This is a genomic window from Lysinibacillus boronitolerans JCM 21713 = 10a = NBRC 103108, assembly GCF_000772935.1.
Lineage (GTDB): Bacteria > Bacillota > Bacilli > Bacillales_A > Planococcaceae > Lysinibacillus > Lysinibacillus boronitolerans.
Genome location: NZ_JPVR01000076.1, coordinates 81,377 through 99,341, shown reverse-complemented (window position 1 = coordinate 99,341; position 17,965 = coordinate 81,377). Strand labels below are relative to the sequence as shown.

The window sequence follows — 17,965 nt, the reverse complement described above, 5'->3', positions numbered from 1 at the left end:
AAGCACACTAGTTGCTTCCTTTTTTGCATTATAGAATGATTAAATCTTTCGGGAATTTTGTTAATACCTCAACGCCATCTTTTGTTACGACAACATCATCCTCAATACGTACGCCTGTTACATCTGATTTATAAATGCCAGGCTCAATCGTAAAGACCATACCTTCTTCCATCGTCATCTCATTAGCACCTGTAACAGATGGGAATTCATGCACAGAAATACCAAGACCATGTCCAAGGCGGTGCGTGAAATAGTCACCATAACCAGCCTCTGTGATTGTATCACGTGCAATTTTGTCTAAGTCCATCGCACGAACACCTGGCTTTACTGCTGCGACAGCATTTGTGTTGGCAGCTAAAACAGTTTGATAAATTTCTTTTTGAGCTTCACTTGGCTCACCAAAAGCAACAGTACGTGTAATATCTGAGCAATAGCCATCGTAAATAACGCCAAGGTCAAATAGTACCATATCACCTTTTTCAATTTTACGTGCACCTGGCTTCCCATGAGGAGAGGCAGTTTTTGGACCACTCAATACCATTGTTTCAAAAGACATTTTACAGCCTTTATCTTGAATGGCACTTTCGATCGCTGTTAGGATTTCCATTTCTGTTTTACCTTCAGCAATTTCCTTGCAACCGATTTCAATTGCATAATCAGCCAACTCAGCAGCCTTACGTAATTTTTCTAATTCACTTTCATCTTTGATTACGCGCATCGCATTAATCTTTTCATCAAGACGCACAAAGCTAGCTTGAGGGAAAGATTGCTGTAAAGCTTCCAAGCGCTCAACAATGAGTTGAGCTTTTTCAATTGCAAATGTAGCTGGGGTGATTTGGCGTGCTACGATCGCTTGAGCAAGAACTTCCATCGAATTTTCTGTATCTTGATGGCCGATTACCTCATAGGACCATCCAGCAGCCTTTGCATCTGGAATCTCCATTTGTGGACAAATTAGAAAAGGCTCCGCATCTTTAAAAATCATCACGCCTAGTAATCTTTCATGTGGATTACTTTTAAAGCCTGAAACGTAAAAAACATTGTCAGGTGTTGTTACGAATGCTGCATCGATATGATTTTGCTGCAAGTAACGTTGGATTTCTTCAACCTTTGACATCAATATGTCCTCCTTTTATTGCATGGGAAATTTTACGTAAGAAAGCTTCGACTGCCTAAAAAAGTAGCGAGGATTCTTATCTAGTACTGAATAATTGTGCTCTAACGGGGTATAAGGCTGTTAGAGAATACTACGATTATTCTCTGTACAAGCATATCAAAAAAAGGGAAAAAGCGCATGGGTAGCGAATTAAAATGTTGGACTGTACTTTGTTAAATGAGGAGGATTTTAGATGAAAATAAGTTATCACGGGCATTCAGTTGTCAAAATTCAAACAAATGGAAAAACGATATTAATTGACCCTTTTATTAATGGCAATGGGCAAACAGACTTAAAAGTGGCTGACGAAGCACCAGATATTATTTTACTTACACATGGACATAATGATCATGTTGGAGATACAGTAGAATTAGCGAAGAAAAAAGATGCGTTAGTCATTGCGCCAAATGAACTGGCTAATTGGATTTCTTGGCAAGGTGTAAAAACACACCCAATGCATATAGGTGGAGCGAAGGAATTTGATTTCGGTAAAGTAAAGTTTACACAAGCCTTTCATGGATCTTCTTATGTAACAGAAAATAACGAAATAATTTATATGGGCATGCCTGCTGGAATTTTATTATTTATTGAAGGATTAACGATTTATCATGCAGGCGATACGGCTCTGTTTGGTGATATGAAACTCATTGGTGAACGCCATCCGATCGATATTGCATTCTTACCTATTGGTGATAACTTTACAATGGGGCCAGAGGATGCAGCCTGCGCAGTTTCGTTTTTAAAGCCGAAAATTGTTGTACCGATTCATTACAATACATTCCCACCAATCGAGCAAGATCCACAAATTTTTGCAGATTTAGTGCAAAATACAGAAGTTCAAATTTTGAAAGCTGGAGAAAAAGTAAACTGTTTCTAATCGTTGGTAATGCTGTACTATATGAATTGACACCACGCTGGTAGTTGAAATGATGGGGAAAGTTAAACAATTTCATCACTTTATATTAAATATTTTCTTAAAAAATATGGTACACTAAGAGCAGAATTGAAGCTTAGGAAATAGGTGATATTTTGTCTACAAAACATGAGAAAATTTTACAATACATCGAATCACTACCCGTGGGCGATAAAATTTCAGTACGTCAAATAGCAAAGGAAATGCAAGTGAGTGAAGGGACGGCTTATCGTGCCATAAAGGAAGCTGAAAATCGTCGCTTAGTAAGTTCTATTGAACGTGTTGGAACAATTCGTATTGAGAAAAAAAAGAAAGAAAATATTGAGCGCTTAACTTTTGCAGAAATTGTCAATATTGTAGATGGCCAAGTTTTAGGTGGAAAATCAGGTCTACATAAAACACTAACAAAGTTTGTTATCGGTGCTATGCAATTAGAGGACATGATGCGCTACACAGATGCAGGTAGCTTATTAATTGTTGGTAACCGTATTAAAGCGCACGAAAATGCCCTTCGCGCGGGTGCAGCTGTTTTAATCACTGGCGGTTTTGATACGACGGAAGATAATAAGTTGCTTGCAGATTCATTAGATTTACCAATCATTTCAACAAGCTACGATACGTTTACAGTAGCAACGATGATTAACCGGGCAATCTATGACCAATTAATCAAAAAAGATATTCTATTTATTGAAGACATCTATGTTCCAATGACTGACACTGCAGCATTAAAAAATGATGAAACAATTCATCATTTCCACAAGTTGAATGAACGTACGACACATGGTGCATTTCCTGTTGTCACGCATCAAAATAAACTGGTCGGTATGATCACTGTAAAAGACGTCATTGGTCGTGAAGAAAATGAGCTTATTGAAAAAGTAATGACGAAAAATCCGATTGCAGGCTCCATGAAAATGAGTGTCGCTTCTGCAGGGCATCGAATGATTTGGGAGGGGATTGATCTCTTACCAATTGTGGATGATGATAATATTTTACAGGGTGTTATTAGCCGTCAAGATGTACTGAAGGCGTTGCAATTAGCACAAAGACAGCCACAGCATGGTGAAACGATTGATGATTTAGTGAAAAATGAAATGAAAGTACTAGGCGATGAAGAACTCATTGTTGAATTTAAAGTCACACCACAAATGACCAATCAATATGGGGCAATTTCATACGGAGCTTTTACAACTTTGCTAGCTGAGGTCGGCTCATTTGCATTAAAGCGTCGAAAACGTGGAGATGCAGTGGCGGAGAATATGACTATTTACTTTATTAAACCAGTTCAAATGGAAAGTACGCTTACTGTTAAGCCTCGGATTTTAGACATGAGTCGTAAGTTTGTGAAAATGGATTTTGAAGTGTATAATCAACAAATACTTGTTGGTAAGGCAATGATGATGTTCCAACTATTAGAACGTTAAGTATTGAAAAGGGATGGCCTAGCGCAATTGCTTGGTCATCCCTTTGTTACATATATTATTGATTAATGCGGAATTCTTCCTCAACAAATTGTCCATAATGGCGTGCTTTTTTTATATTTTCTACAATAACTAAGATGCCGAGCGCGACAAGAATTGCTACAATAATAAATGTAAATAAGCCCGGGAATAAATAAGCTTGATTTAAAGCAAATGACAAAATTAAGGAACCTAAGCCGATGTTCGCCTTGCTTTTATACCAATTTTTGGCAATTGGTAATGGAGAACGGAACTGTTTTGTTTTAAAATAAAAATAAAAAACAAAAGATATGATTATCGCAAACACAAATATTAAATTGAGCATAGTAAACCTCCTAGCATAACTAGACATTATTGTAACGATAATTATGTAAAAATGCTAACGGTTCTTACTATCATTTTGGGGGAAATTATTGTGAAAAGACAAATCATCGACACAATTGAGGCCAATGAAACCATCATTATTCATCGTCATGTACGTCCAGATCCTGATGCTTATGGCTCACAGCAAGGTTTAAAAGAGATTATTTTAGCCAATTATCCTGAGAAAAAGGTTTTTGCTGTAGGGGAACATGATGCCTCTTTATCTTTTATGGCGCAGCCTGATGAAATAGCGGATGAAGTGTATGACAATGCATTAGTCATTGTCACAGACACTGCTAATACAGAACGCGTTGACGACCAACGCTACACAAAAGGGAAAATGGTGATAAAAATTGATCATCATCCAAATGATGATGCTTATGGTGATCTTTTATGGGTGGATACAACAGCAAGCTCTTGTAGTGAAATGATCTATGAATTATATGAAGAAGGCAAGGAAGTAGCAAACTGGAAGCTTTCAGATGCTGCTGCACGCTTATTATTTGCAGGAATAGTAGGCGATACAGGTAGATTCCAATTCCCGAGTACAACAGCTAAAACATTTAAAGTTGCTGCGGACCTGATTACATATGATTTTGATCGAAATCAACTATTTGATGGTATGTACGAAATGGAGCAAAAGTTACTTAATTTACAAGGCTATATTTATCAAAACTTTACAATGGATGAGCATGGAGCTGCCTATGTGAAGCTAACAAAGGAATTACTAGCAGAGCATGATACTGTGCCATCTGAGGCCTCTTTATTAGTAGGCTGCCTTGGCAGTGTGAAAGATATATGCTCGTGGGTTGTTTTCATTGAAGAAGGGGATCAAATCCGTGTACGTTTACGTTCAAAGGGGCCCGTTATCAATACTTTAGCGAAAGAATTTAATGGTGGCGGACATCCGCTTGCTTCTGGTGCTACTGCCTATTCATGGGAAGAAGCAGACCTCGTTATTGCAAGATTAAAAGAGATTTGTAAAGCGTATCATTAACAAAGAAAAGGAAGGGATTCATTTGACACATGTATATACAAAGATGCATACGAGCGCGGATTTATTGAAAAGCACAATTCGGCTTGAGCAATTGATTCCTTTTTTACAAGAACAAAAGACACAAGCCTGTGCAATCGTTAATACGAAATTGTACGGGCTTTTGCCTTTTTGTAAAGCATTGCAGCAAGCAAATATCCATGCGGTCATTGGGCTTTCGGTTAACGTTCAATGGCGTGACAAAACGCTTCCCCTCGTCCTATATGCGCAGACACAGGAAGGCTATCAACATTTATTAAAGATTAGTAGTGCGATTTCAATTAGACAAGATGATGTGCTGCCTTGGAAGTGGCTTGAGGGGTATTCAGCAGGCTGTATAGCTCTACTTTCTTCAGACGATTTAGCAGATCTAGATGACTGGCAGGCAATGGTTTCTGCTTTGGTCCAGCTATTTAACCATCATTTCTATATGGGGATTGCTAGACCTGGAGGGATAAAGGCTGAACAGGAAGAAAATATCGTTTTCTGGTGTGAAGAACAGGCCATTACACTTGTAGCCTCTCAAAGCTGCTATTTTTTGCGTCCAGAAGATCATTTTGCTTATGAAGTAGCAAGAGCAATTGATACAGGAGAAAAGCTTGGTACTACTATGCAAACAGCTGATGTACAGGGCTATTTTGCCCCAACAGCATACGAATGGCAACATTGGTTTGCTGATCGTCCAGATTGGCTTGATGCCAGTACGAAAATGCTCGCTTGCTGTAGAGCTGATATACCAAAAATGCCTGTTCAAATGCCTAAATTTCCTGTACCTGAAGGGGAAACGGCAGAACGCTTGCTTGCTAAAGAAGCATTTACTGGATTAGAAGAGCGATTTAAGCAACTGGCAATACCTGTTGCTTATCATGAACGACTACAATATGAGCTTGAAATTATTTGCTCTATGGGCTTTGCGGACTATTTTTTAGTTGTGGCGGATTTCATGCGTTATGCTAAAGAAAATCGAATTTTGACGGGACCAGGACGTGGTTCCTCAGCAGGTTCCCTTGTGGCATATAGTCTTTCGATTACACAAGTAGATCCACTTGCCTATGGTTTATTATTCGAACGCTTTTTAAATCCTGAAAGAATCACCTTACCTGATATTGATATCGATTTTGTTGATAGTAAAAGACATCAAGTCATACAGTATGTTGCCCAAAAATATGGTAAAGCAAATGTCGCACAAATTATTACATTTGGAACATTGTCTGCAAAAGCAGTAGCCAGAGATGTTGCGCGGGTATTTGGCTTTGATGCGGAGATGCTAGAAAAAATTTCGAAGATGATTCCAAATAAGCCAGGAATTACATTACAAAGAGCTGTAGCTGAGTCACAGGTCTTTCAAGGCTGGCTAGCGGAGAATGATAAGCATATGCGTTGGTACGAGGTGGCGTTAAAATTGGAGGGGCTACCAAGAAATTCGTCTACACATGCAGCTGGTATTGTCATCGCTCCATCGCCTTTAGTGAATACTGTACCGATTGAAGAAGGGCATGATGGTATTTATAGTACGCAATGGCCAATGGGAGATATTGAAGCGTGTGGTCTTGTCAAAATGGATTTTTTAGGCTTGCGCAATCTCACTATTTTAGAGCAAATACGTTGGTCAATTTATAAAGCCGGTGGCCCTTGGATAGAATTTGAACGAATCCCTATGCATGATGACAAGACGTTTCAGCTATTACAAAGAGGGGATACGTTGGGGATCTTTCAATTAGAATCAGACGGTATGAAGCAAGCCTTACGTGATATCGGTCCTACGAGCTTTTTAGATATTGTTGCTGTAAATGCGCTTTATCGTCCAGGTCCAATGGATTTTATTCCTGTCTATGCAAAACGGAAAGCCGGCAGAGAAATGGTATCGATGCCACATCCAGTGCTAGAGCCTATTTTACAAGAGACCTATGGTGTGATCGTTTATCAAGAACAAATTATAAAAATTGCATCAGTACTGGCTGGCTTTACTATGGGACAGGCAGATTTACTTCGCCGTGCAGTGAGTAAAAAAAATCGACAAGTTTTAGAGGAGCAACGTACTGCATTTGTTCAGGGGGCGCTACGTCAAGGCTTTGACCAGCGTGTAGCTGAAGAGGTCTACGAATTGATCGTACGCTTTGCGGATTATGGTTTCCCTAAAAGTCATGCTGTGGCCTATAGTGTTATTTCCTATCAAATGGCTTATTTAAAGGCGCATTTCCCTCAAAGTTTTTATGCAGCGTTATTATCGAATGCAACGGGAAATATAGAAAAGATTCAACAACTTGTCCATGAGGCAAAAGATAAGGGCATCCCATTTTATCCACCTTCTTTAAAAAATAGTACGAAGTATTTTACTGTAGAAAATGAAGGCATTCGCTACAGCTTATCAGGAATTAAGGGTGTGCCTCATACATTTATAGAAAAAATGCATGGACTCCGTCAAACAAATCCAGAAGTATTAAATAACCTATTTGATCTGGCTGTTGCCTTAAGTGCGCAGCATTTTAAGCCAAAAGTGTTGGAATCATTGATATATGCTGGAGCGCTTGATTATCTAGAAAAAGATAGAGCAGTCCTTATCATGACAGTAGATGCAGCTTTGAAACACGCGGAACTTTTAAGGCCTACTGAAGATATCGATTTGGCATCAGCAATGGCATTTAGTTTTGGGAAGCCAAAATATATGCAGGCAGAAGCAATGTCCGAGAAGGAAAAATTGATGCATGAAAAAGAGAGCTTGGGCTTTTATATTTCTACCCATCCAGTCGCGCAGGAAAGACTATACTGGGCGGATATCAATTGTACTTGCCGAGAGTTAAAGCAGAAGCGTGATGGCTCCTCCATAAAAATGCTTGGTCTGATTGAAGAAGTGAAGAAAATCCGTACAAAAAAAGGTGAGCAAATGGCCTTCGTTCAGATACAGGATGAGTTTGGTACGGTTTCTATTACATTTTTTCCACAAACTTTTCAATTGGTCCAAGACCTGCTGTTAGAGGAGGAAATGCTGTTGATTGATGGTGTTTTAGAAAGACGTTTTGGCAAGCCACAAATCAAAGTAAAACATGCGCAAACGACGAAAAAGATATAAAATAAAACAAGAATTTAGAAACTGCATTAAATTTTATGCAGTTTTTTCTTTACTTTTGAACAGTTATTTTGTAAGCTAGAGTCAACGTTAAAAAGTGGTCAGACCACTTTTTTGATAAGGGGAGTTAGTCGTATGGATAAAAAAACCGAACAAAAAAAAGTGTTTTTAGAAATCGTCCAACAACTACGTCAACTCATTAAAATGGAAAAAATTCAAGCAGGTGAGAAACTACCTTCAGAACGAGTTCTATCAGAGCGTCTAGGTGTCGGGCGATCCTCTGTGAGAGAGGCTTTGCGAAGCTTAGAGTTGCTAGGACTTATTGAAACGAGACATGGTGGTGGTACTTTTCTTGCGTCCACACATAAGCATCAGCTCGTAGAAATACTGTCGATGTTTATATTAGAAGATGAAAAATCAAAAAAAGATGTCGAATTGACGCGACAAATTCATGAAATGGAAGCAATTCGCGTAATAAGTTGTACAGAGACTCTTCGCACACTGCCTGTGTGGGATAGTTTTTTTGTGAAACTAGAGATAGAAGGTACAATTAATTGTCGAGATATTTTACGAGAACTATTAATTACGACAGGTAATCGTCTTTCGTTAAAAATCTGGTTTCAATTAGCAGCTTATGATGGCGACCGTTTAAATCGAAACTCAACAGAAGATGAAAAATTAATCATTCAAACGATGTTGAAATCGATGCAGCTTGGTTACGAAAAAGAAGCATTAAAAGCTTATGAGCAGTGGATGAGTACTGTACAGAGCATTTAAACAACAACAAAGGGGGAGTCGAACATGGCAATACGTAGCTTATTTAGTGGTAATCGAAAAAAGAAAGAGGACGGGCAAGAAAAGGCATTTCCAGAAGGATTAATGACAAAATGTCCTGAATGTCGTCACATTCAATTAACAAAGGAATTAGAAAAAAATCATAAAGTATGTACAAAATGTAGTCATCATTTCAAAATGACAGCACAAGAGCGTGTGGCATATTTCTTAGATGAAGGTTCATTCGAATCCATGGATGATCATTTACAAACAAGTAATCCCCTTAATTTCCCAGCATATGTTGAAAAAATTTCAGCAGACCAAGAGAAAACAGGCTTGAACGAGGCTGTCCTAACAGGTGTTGGTACGTTAGATGGTGAAGAAATTGTCGTAGCGATTATGGATTCGCACTTCCGTATGGGGTCAATGGGCTCTGTTGTTGGTGAAAAAATTACAAGAGCAGTAGAAAAGGCTACAGAACTAGGTGTACCATTTATTATCTTTACCGCTAGTGGCGGTGCCCGTATGCAAGAGGGCGTATTATCGTTAATGCAAATGGCGAAAACTAGTGTGGCATTAAAACGCCACAGTGATCAAGGCTTATTATTCATTTCTATCCTAACACATCCAACAACAGGTGGAGTTTCCGCAAGCTTTGCTTCTGTTGGTGATATAAATATTGCAGAGCCACAGGCATTAATTGGCTTTGCAGGGCGTCGGGTAATTGAAGAAACGGTACGAGAAAAACTGCCAAGTGATTTCCAAACAGCAGAATTTTTATTAGAGCATGGTCAGCTTGATGCCATTTTCCATCGCAAGGATTTACGTAAACAAGTTTCTTTACTTGTAAAAATGCATACGAAAGGCGGCGTACAACATGTCTAAAAATTTAGCATTTGAAGAACCAGTCGTACAATTACGTGAGAAAATTGATGAATTAAAAACAATTGCTGCTGAAGCAGAAGTAGATATGTCTGGTGAAATCGAAAAGCTTGAAACACGTTTATCACAATTAGAGCAATCGATTTATGCCAATATGAAGCCGTGGGATCGTGTGCAAGTAGCAAGACATCCAGAAAGACCTACAACGCTTCAATATATTGAAGCAATGTGTGAAGATTTTATTGAATTACATGGTGATCGTACATTTGGTGATGATGCAGCCATTCTTGGTGGGATTGCCATTTTTGAAGGGCAACCAGTAACAATTATTGGACACCAACGTGGTAAGTCTACTAAGGAAAATATACGTCGTAATTTTGGTATGCCTCATCCAGAGGGTTATCGAAAAGCACTACGCTTGATGAAGCAAGCTGAAAAATTCAAACGACCAATTATTTGTTTTATTGATACAAAAGGTGCTTACCCAGGGAAAGCTGCTGAAGAACGTGGTCAAAGTGAAGCAATCGCTAGAAATCTTGTAGAAATGGCTGGCTTAACTGTACCTGTAATTAGTATCGTTATTGGTGAAGGAGGAAGTGGTGGTGCACTAGCATTAGGTGTAGCAAACCGTGTCTTTATGCTCGAGAACTCGACTTACTCTGTTATTTCGCCAGAAGGAGCAGCATCTATTTTATGGCGTGACGGTAGTTTGGCTAAGCAGGCAGCGGAAGCAATGCGTATCACAGCACCCGATTTGAAGGAACTTGGTGTAATTGATGGCATTATTCCTGAGATTATTGGTGGAGCACATCGCAATGTAGCAAAACAGGCCCTTTCTATTAAAGAATGCATTAGTGACACACTTCATGCATTAAATTCTTTAAATGGAGAACAATTAGTTGAAGATCGCTATGAAAAATTTAAAAAAATTGGACAGTATACAGAAGTGTAAATCTGTTTGTTAACAGATGATTGTTCTTTACCTTTACAGTGTATAAAAATCTAAAGCAATAAATTTGCTCGTTAAGAGACAAAATTTGTATCTTAACATATTAAAAAGCTATAAAAATTAAAGAAGATAATAGCGCATAATGAACGCCAGACTTCTTGAAAAAATGTTAGATTTAGGATGTTTTTAGGTGGAAAGAGTGTGTGAAAGCGCATTCTTTTCATTTTTTATGTAAAAGTTATGTTTTTGTATCCTCAGAACCCTTACATAGTTTGTTTTTTCATGTTAATGTGAATAATAATAGTAACTGCAGGAGGTTCGACAATGAAAAAAATTGCTGTATTAACTAGTGGTGGAGATGCGCCTGGAATGAACGCAGCTATTCGAGCGGTTGTTCGTAAGGCAGCATTTCATGGAATCGATGTTGTCGGAATTAAGCATGGTTATGAAGGCTTAGTAAAAGGTTATATGGAAGAACTTGATTTAGGTGCAGTTGGTGGTATTATTCAACGCGGTGGAACGCATTTGAATTCGGCAAGATGCCCAGAATTTAAAGAGGATGCTGTCCAGCAACGAGGAATTGAGAATTTACGAGCTGCTGGTATTGAAGGACTTGTTGTCATTGGTGGTGACGGGTCATATCGTGGTGCCATGGATTTAGTAAAAAAAGGCTTCCCTGTTGTAGGTGTGCCTGGGACAATTGACAATGATATTCCTGGAACAGAATATACGATCGGCTTTGATACAGCCCTAAATACAGTCGTAGAATCCATTGATAAAATCCGAGATACTGCTACATCGCATGAAAATTCATTCATTGTAGAGGTCATGGGACGTGATGCAGGAGATATCGCTTTATGGGCAGGTCTTGCTGCTGGTGCTGAAACTGTTTTAATTCCAGAAGAAGATTATAATTTAGACGATATTGTCGCACGCTTAGATCGTGGTGCTGCACGTGGTAAAAAGCATAGTATTATTATTGTTGCAGAGGGCGTTATGTCAGGAAGTGAGCTGGCAAAACTGTTGAAAGAAAAGACTGGAAAAGAAACACGGGTTTCAGTGTTAGGTCATATTCAACGTGGTGGATCACCTACAGCAAGAGATCGTGTATTAGCAAGTCAGTTTGGCGCACATGCAGTTGAATTACTTATGGAAGGCAAAGCTGGTAGAGCGGTAGGTATTCGCAATCATCAAGTCATTGATTATGATATGCCAGAGGCTTTTGAAAAGAATCATGAGGCAGATGTAAGCCTTTATACACTAATGAAAGAACTATCAATATAATTTGTTATAAAACGGAGTGGGCAAAAATGAGAAAAACAAAAATCGTATGTACAATTGGACCTGCAAGTGAGTCACCAGAAACTTTAGAAAAATTAATCGAAGCAGGTATGAACGTTGCCCGCTTGAATTTTTCACACGGATCTCATGAAGAACATGCAGGGCGTATTCATTTAATTCGTGAAGTGGCACAAAAATTAAATAAACCAGTGGGAATTTTACTTGATACAAAGGGACCGGAAATTCGTACACACAACATGAAAAATGGCGAGCTTCATTTGTCAGCAGGTCAGGTAATTGATATTTCAATGACAGAGGTAGAAGGTACTGAGACGAGCTTCTCTGTCACTTATGAGCGCTTAATTGAAGACGTTGAGCAAAATTCGATTATTTTACTTGATGATGGTTTAATTCAACTACGTGTATTAGCAACGGATATGGAAAAAGGATTAATTCATACCATTGTTGAGAATGCTGGCGTTCTAAAAAATAAAAAGGGTGTTAACGTACCAGGTGTTTCTGTACAACTACCAGGTATCACAGAAAAAGACGCACAAGATATTTTATTTGGTATCGAACAAGGTGTCGATTTTATTGCCGCTTCATTCGTTCGTCGTGCAAAAGATGTCCTTGAAATTCGTGAATTGCTTGAACAAAATGGTGGTAGTCATATTCATATCATCCCAAAAATTGAAAACCAAGAGGGTGTCGATAATATCGATGAAATCATCCTGGTATCTGACGGTTTAATGGTTGCTCGTGGAGATCTTGGTGTTGAAATTCCTGCAGAAGAAGTACCACTTGTACAAAAGAAATTAATTCTAAAATGTAATCAAGTTGGTAAACCGGTCATTACGGCAACACAAATGCTAGATTCCATGCAGCGTAACCCACGACCAACACGTGCAGAGGCAAGTGATGTAGCCAACGCAATTATTGATGGGACAGATGCGATTATGTTATCTGGTGAAACTGCAGCGGGTCTTTATCCAGTAGAATCAGTACAAACCATGAATAAAATTGCACAACGCACTGAAAATTCATTAGATTATAGATCGATTGTTTCTGCACGTAGTCGTGAGAAAGAAGCCAATATGACGGAGGCAATTTCTCAAGCTGTTGCTTATACTTCTATCAATTTAGGAGTGAAAGCCGTATTAGCACCAACTGAAAGTGGTAATACAGCGAGAATGATTGCAAAATATCGACCAGGAGTGCCAATTGTAGCCGTAACAGGCTCTACAAATACAGCTCATACATTAACACTTGTATGGGGCGTATACCCAATTGTGTGTCAACGCGTGACAACAACAGATGAAATTTTAGAACTAGCTGTGGATGAAAGCTTGAAGCATGGCTTTGTTACACACGGAGACGCTGTTGTCATTACAGCAGGTGTACCTGTAGGTGAAGCGGGTACAACAAACTTAATGAAAGTACACATTATTGGTGATTTACTTGCACGTGGACAAGGGATCGGAAAAGCATCAGTTGTTGGTAAAACAGTGGTTGCTAAAAATGCAGCTGAGGCACTTGCCTACGATACAGACGGATGCATCCTTGTAACAGTCGGTTCAGATCGTGATATGATGCCTGCTTTAGAAAATTGTGTTGGTCTAATTACTGAAGAAGGTGGGCTTACTAGCCATGCAGCAGTTGTAGGGTTAAGCCTAGGTATACCAGTTATCGTTGGTGTAAAAGAAGCAACTACATTAATTCGTCATGGTCAAGAAATTACAATGGACGCTGAAACAGGTGTTATTTACAAGGGGCATGCAAGTGTTCTTTAATTATTAACAAAAAAGCTCTAGTGCGGTTTGTTGTACTAGAGCTTTTTCATAAGGGTTGTACACACTATTTCTGGAAACTACTAATTTCTACCTTTAACAGAAGTTGCTTGCTTTCTCTTAGAATAGGTGTATTCATTTTTTTATGAAACTAATCGGGCTATAATAACGTATAAAAGGTATAGCTTTTCAAGTAGAAAGGAGAAAAATATGCGAAAAATTTTTCTTGGTTTCATTGTCTACGCATTAGCCGAATTGGCGTTATTAATAGTCATTGGACAAAATATTGGTGTTTTAAGTACATTATTGCTCATTATTGCTACGAGTGTTATTGGGATTTATGTCATGAAAAATAAAGGTATGAACTCTGTTCAAAATGTGAAAAATACATTAGCACGCGGAGAAGCACCAGGAGCTGCATTAGTGGATACTTTCTTAACTTTTGGTGGTGGTTTGCTTTTAGCGTTACCTGGATTTTTAACAGATGCCCTAGGTTTACTCCTACTCATGCCATTTTCTCGAAAAATGTTCCAACCCATTGTCTATTACTGGATGCGTAAAAAAATGAAAAAGGGCCAATTCATCATCGTTCAAAGATAGAGTTTTCCTTCAGTTTTACAGCTAGAAATAAAAAGATAGGGCTCAGTAATATACCATAAAAACCAAATAATAGAATAGAGGCAGCGCTGATAAAGAATGTATGGAACGTGCGTAGCTGAAGCGTATTGGACCAAAGCATCGAATCGGCTAGCTGCCTTGTTAATTGTACAAATAAATATAGTAGTAAAATGGCTACACATAAAAAGGTATTGCCATTGAAATAAAAATAAATGCTCATTGGCACAAGAAAAACGCCGATCCCGAAAAACGGTAGTACATCTGCAAATGCTACAATAAATGCTTTAATGATGGCTTGTTCAAATTGTAGGATCATAAACCCTGCACAAAGAATGAGTAGGGTAATCGTAAATAATTGAAACTCCACAAACAAGAAATAATGAAAAAGTTGCATGATTTTTGCAAAATGGGATTGCCACTCTTGACGATATTTTTTAGGCACATACTGAAAGAACCAATAGCGTGATTTACGTGTTTCTAGAAGCGCAAAGTAATAAGCGACCAAAAAGATGAAAACCTCAATGACATGCTTCATTAATAATTGGAAAAGATCTGCTGTATATACGAAGATGGAATCGAAAATGGACAGTGATTTTTCTTTTAAAACTTGTACAAACATGGATTCATATTCACTGAAAAGCGGGAAATTTTGTAATGTATCTCTAATTTCTGGGAAAATAACGATAATACTGTTAATAGATATGACAACTAGCAGAAAAATACATGTTAATATTAATACTTCCACAATAATGGCTGCAATCCAATACGCTATCCTACAATATTTATGTAAAAAATTTATGATAGGATACGTAGAAAATGATAAAAAAATCGCGAGTGACACAGGTAAAACAAACCAAAGTATGACTAAATAAAAAATAAACAGCAAAATACTTGTAGTTCTTTCGTATGAAAAATACTTTAAATTCCTCATTTTTACAAATTCACCCCAAACCAATTGATAAATTAATGTCAAAATATACAAAAAAATCTCTTTAGGACAATTATATAGTCGTTCGGACGTCTTTTTCTTTATTTGGAGGATTTTCATTCACAAAGCTGTCAAAAATGATTATAATAGCAATGTAAGCGATTTACTTAATGGTTCATATGAGCAAAATTCGTAAATGCAACATAAAAAACGCATTTGCAACAAAAAAATAAGTATGAGGGAGCGATAATTTATGTCAGCAACTAAAGGTTTAGAAGGTATCGTAGCAGCGGAATCTAAAATCAGTTCAATTATCGATGACACACTTACATATGTTGGTTACAACATTGATGATTTAGCAGAAAATGCGTCATTCGAAGAGGTAATTTACTTGTTATGGCATACTCGTTTACCAAAAGCGGACGAGCTAGCTGAACTAAAACAACAATTGGCAGACAACATGTCAATTCCGCAAGCGATTGTCGACCAATTTAAAACATACCCACTTTCAACTGTACATCCAATGGCTGCATTGCGTACTGCAGTATCTTTACTTGGTGTATTCGATGAAGAAGCGGATGTTATGGATCCAGAAGCAAACTACCGTAAAGCAATTCGTCTACAAGCTAAAATTGCAACAGTAGTAACTGCATTTGCACGTGTTCGTAAAGGTTTAGAGCCAGTTGCGCCAAAACCAGAATTAGGATATGCGGCAAACTTCTTATACATGCTAAAAGGTGAAGAGCCAGAAGCTATTGAAATTGAAGCATTTGACAAAGCATTAGTGCTACACGCTGACCATGAATTAAATGCATCTACATTTACAGCACGTGTATGTGTAGCTACATTATCTGACGTTTATTCAGGTGTAACTGCAGCGATCGGTGCATTAAAAGGACCACTTCACGGTGGAGCAAATGAGCAAGTTATGAAAATGTTAACTGAAATTGGCTCACTTGAAAATGTTGAATCTTATATTCAAAATAAATTAGACAACAAAGAAAAAATCATGGGCTTCGGTCACCGTGTATATCGTAAAGGCGACCCTCGTGCTCCGCATTTACGCGTTATGTCTAAAAAATTAACTGAACTAACTGGTAAACCAGAGCTTTACGAAATGTCAGTTAAAATCCATGACATGATCGTAGAACAAAAGAAATTGCCTGCAAACGTAGATTTCTTCTCTGCGTCAGTGTATGATTCTTTAGGTATTGATCATGACCTGTTCACACCAATTTTCGCAGTATCACGTACTTCAGGTTGGGTGGCACATATCCTTGAGCAATATGCTAATAACCGCCTAATCCGTCCACGTGCTGAGTATGTTGGACCAGGCATGCAAAAATATGTTCCAATCAGCGAGCGCTAATTTGGAAAATATGCTAGAATGTTTGGGACTGTGTTATCACTAACACAGTCCTATGATTATGAATTTAGGAGGCAACAGAATGTCAAACAAAATTGTAGTTGAAAATGGCGTACTTAATGTACCAAACAATCCAGTAATTCCTTTCATCGAAGGTGATGGAATTGGTCCAGATATCTGGGCTGCAGCATCACGCGTAATCGACGCAGCTGTAGAAAAAGCTTACAACGGTGAAAAGAAAATTGAATGGTTAGAAGTTTTAGCTGGTGAAAAAGCATTTAACCAAACTGGTGAATGGTTACCACAAGAAACTTTAGACAAAATTAACGAATACTTAATTGCAATCAAAGGTCCTCTTACTACTCCAATCGGTGGTGGTATCCGCTCTCTAAACGTAGCATTACGTCAACAACTTGACTTATATGTATGCTTACGTCCAGTACGTCACTTTGATGGAGTGCCTTCTCCAGTTAAACGCCCAGAAGACGTTGACATGGTTATCTTCCGCGAAAACACAGAAGACATCTATGCTGGTATCGAATTCGAATCTGGCTCTGAACAAGCTCAAAAAATCATCAACTTCCTACAAACTGAATTTGGTGTAAACAAAATCCGTTTCCCAGAAACATCTGGTATCGGTGTAAAACCTGTATCTAAAGAAGGTACTGAGCGTTTAGTACGTTCTGCTATTGAATATGCAATTAAACATAAACGCCCATCTGTTACTTTAGTTCACAAAGGTAACATCATGAAATTCACTGAAGGTGGATTCAAAAAATGGGGTTATGAATTAGCAGAAAAAGAATTTGCTGATCAAACATTCACTTGGAACCAATACGATGCAATCAAAGAAGAGCAAGGTGAAGAAGCAGCAAACAAAGCACAAGCTGACGCACTTGCAGCTGGTAAAATCTTAGTTAAAGATTCTATCGCTGATATCTTCTTACAACAAATCTTAACTCGTCCAACTGAGTTCGATGTAGTAGCTACAATGAACTTAAATGGTGACTATATTTCTGATGCTCTAGCTGCACAAGTTGGTGGTATTGGTATCGCTCCAGGCGCGAACATTAACTATGTAACTGGCCATGCGATCTTTGAAGCTACTCATGGTACAGCACCAAAATATGCTGGTTTAGATAAAGTAAACCCATCTTCAGTATTACTTTCAGGTGTATTAATGCTTGAGCACTTAGGATGGCAAGAAGCTGCTGACATGATCACTCAATCTGTTGAGAAAACAATTTCTTCTAAAGTTGTTACTTATGACTTCGCACGTTTAATGGACGGCGCTACAGAAGTGAAATGTTCAGAATTCGCTAATGAGTTAATCAAAAACCTATAATTTTCTATTCTACAATAGAATTTATCGCTAAAGCGGATGCTTT

The 17,965-nt window shown here is 38.2% G+C and carries 15 protein-coding genes; 12 read left to right on the top strand and 3 right to left on the bottom strand.

The window, feature by feature from the left end:
• Positions 1–28: 28 nt before the first annotated feature.
• Positions 29–1,117 (bottom strand): M24 family metallopeptidase, encoded by a 1,089-nt coding sequence (locus CD31_RS13780; RefSeq protein ID WP_016994812.1) that lies wholly within the window; start codon positions 1,115–1,117, stop codon positions 29–31.
• A gap of 232 nt (positions 1,118–1,349) precedes the next feature.
• On the opposite strand from CD31_RS13780, the gene CD31_RS13775 reads away from it, so the two are divergent.
• Entirely contained in the window at positions 1,350–2,033 is a 684-nt protein-coding gene (locus CD31_RS13775) for a metal-dependent hydrolase (protein ID WP_016994815.1), read from the top strand.
• Positions 2,034–2,185: 152 nt separating this feature from the next.
• Positions 2,186–3,493 carry a DRTGG domain-containing protein gene (locus CD31_RS13770; RefSeq protein ID WP_016994817.1) on the top strand — a complete coding sequence of 436 codons (1,308 nt, stop codon included), beginning with the start codon at positions 2,186–2,188 and terminating at the stop codon, positions 3,491–3,493.
• 55 nt (positions 3,494–3,548) lie between these two features.
• Here CD31_RS13770 and CD31_RS13765 read toward each other — a convergent pair whose 3' ends face one another.
• Entirely contained in the window at positions 3,549–3,854 is a 306-nt protein-coding gene (locus tag CD31_RS13765) for a YtpI family protein (protein WP_036078350.1), read from the bottom strand.
• A 90-nt stretch (positions 3,855–3,944) separates the two neighbouring features.
• Between CD31_RS13765 and CD31_RS13760 the strand changes: the two genes are divergently transcribed.
• The 8 genes from CD31_RS13760 to CD31_RS13725 all read left to right on the top strand — a co-directional run bounded on the left by CD31_RS13760 (position 3,945) and on the right by CD31_RS13725 (position 14,265).
• Positions 3,945–4,889 carry a DHH family phosphoesterase gene (locus CD31_RS13760; RefSeq protein WP_026023552.1) on the top strand — a complete coding sequence of 315 codons (945 nt, stop codon included), beginning with the start codon at positions 3,945–3,947 and terminating at the stop codon, positions 4,887–4,889.
• 22 nt (positions 4,890–4,911) lie between these two features.
• Positions 4,912–7,995 carry a DNA polymerase III subunit alpha gene (gene dnaE, locus CD31_RS13755; protein ID WP_036078348.1) on the top strand — a complete coding sequence of 1,028 codons (3,084 nt, stop codon included), beginning with the start codon at positions 4,912–4,914 and terminating at the stop codon, positions 7,993–7,995.
• Positions 7,996–8,127: 132 nt separating this feature from the next.
• Positions 8,128–8,769: a FadR/GntR family transcriptional regulator gene (locus CD31_RS13750; protein ID WP_036078346.1), complete on the top strand. Its 642-nt coding sequence runs from the start codon at positions 8,128–8,130 to the stop codon at positions 8,767–8,769.
• Positions 8,770–8,793: 24 nt separating this feature from the next.
• On the top strand, positions 8,794–9,651 hold the full coding sequence (gene accD, locus CD31_RS13745) for an acetyl-CoA carboxylase, carboxyltransferase subunit beta (protein ID WP_016995344.1): 858 nt from the start codon (positions 8,794–8,796) through the stop codon (positions 9,649–9,651).
• A complete protein-coding gene (locus CD31_RS13740; RefSeq protein ID WP_004226227.1) occupies positions 9,644–10,600 on the top strand; it encodes an acetyl-CoA carboxylase carboxyltransferase subunit alpha in 957 nt (318 codons plus the stop codon). Before accD ends, CD31_RS13740 begins: the two co-directional genes overlap by 8 nt.
• A 321-nt stretch (positions 10,601–10,921) precedes the next feature.
• A complete protein-coding gene (gene pfkA / locus CD31_RS13735; protein WP_036078344.1) occupies positions 10,922–11,881 on the top strand; it encodes a 6-phosphofructokinase in 960 nt (319 codons plus the stop codon).
• 26 nt (positions 11,882–11,907) lie between these two features.
• Positions 11,908–13,668 carry a pyruvate kinase gene (gene pyk, locus CD31_RS13730; RefSeq protein ID WP_016995426.1) on the top strand — a complete coding sequence of 587 codons (1,761 nt, stop codon included), beginning with the start codon at positions 11,908–11,910 and terminating at the stop codon, positions 13,666–13,668.
• A 207-nt stretch (positions 13,669–13,875) separates the two neighbouring features.
• The gene (locus CD31_RS13725; protein ID WP_016995427.1) at positions 13,876–14,265 is read left to right on the top strand and encodes an FxsA family protein; all 390 of its coding nucleotides are present in this window, start codon (positions 13,876–13,878) and stop codon (positions 14,263–14,265) included.
• Here CD31_RS13725 and CD31_RS13720 read toward each other — a convergent pair.
• On the bottom strand, positions 14,249–15,214 hold the full coding sequence (locus CD31_RS13720; protein ID WP_176408499.1) for an AI-2E family transporter: 966 nt from the start codon (positions 15,212–15,214) through the stop codon (positions 14,249–14,251). The genes CD31_RS13725 and CD31_RS13720 overlap by 17 nt on opposite strands.
• Positions 15,215–15,464: 250 nt before the next feature.
• Between CD31_RS13720 and citZ the strand changes: the two genes are divergently transcribed.
• A complete protein-coding gene (gene citZ / locus CD31_RS13715; protein ID WP_016995478.1) occupies positions 15,465–16,580 on the top strand; it encodes a citrate synthase in 1,116 nt (371 codons plus the stop codon).
• 79 nt (positions 16,581–16,659) lie between these two features.
• Positions 16,660–17,922, top strand: a complete 1,263-nt coding sequence (icd, locus tag CD31_RS13710) for an NADP-dependent isocitrate dehydrogenase (protein WP_016995477.1) — start codon at positions 16,660–16,662, stop codon at positions 17,920–17,922.
• The last annotated feature ends 43 nt before the right edge of the window (positions 17,923–17,965 follow it).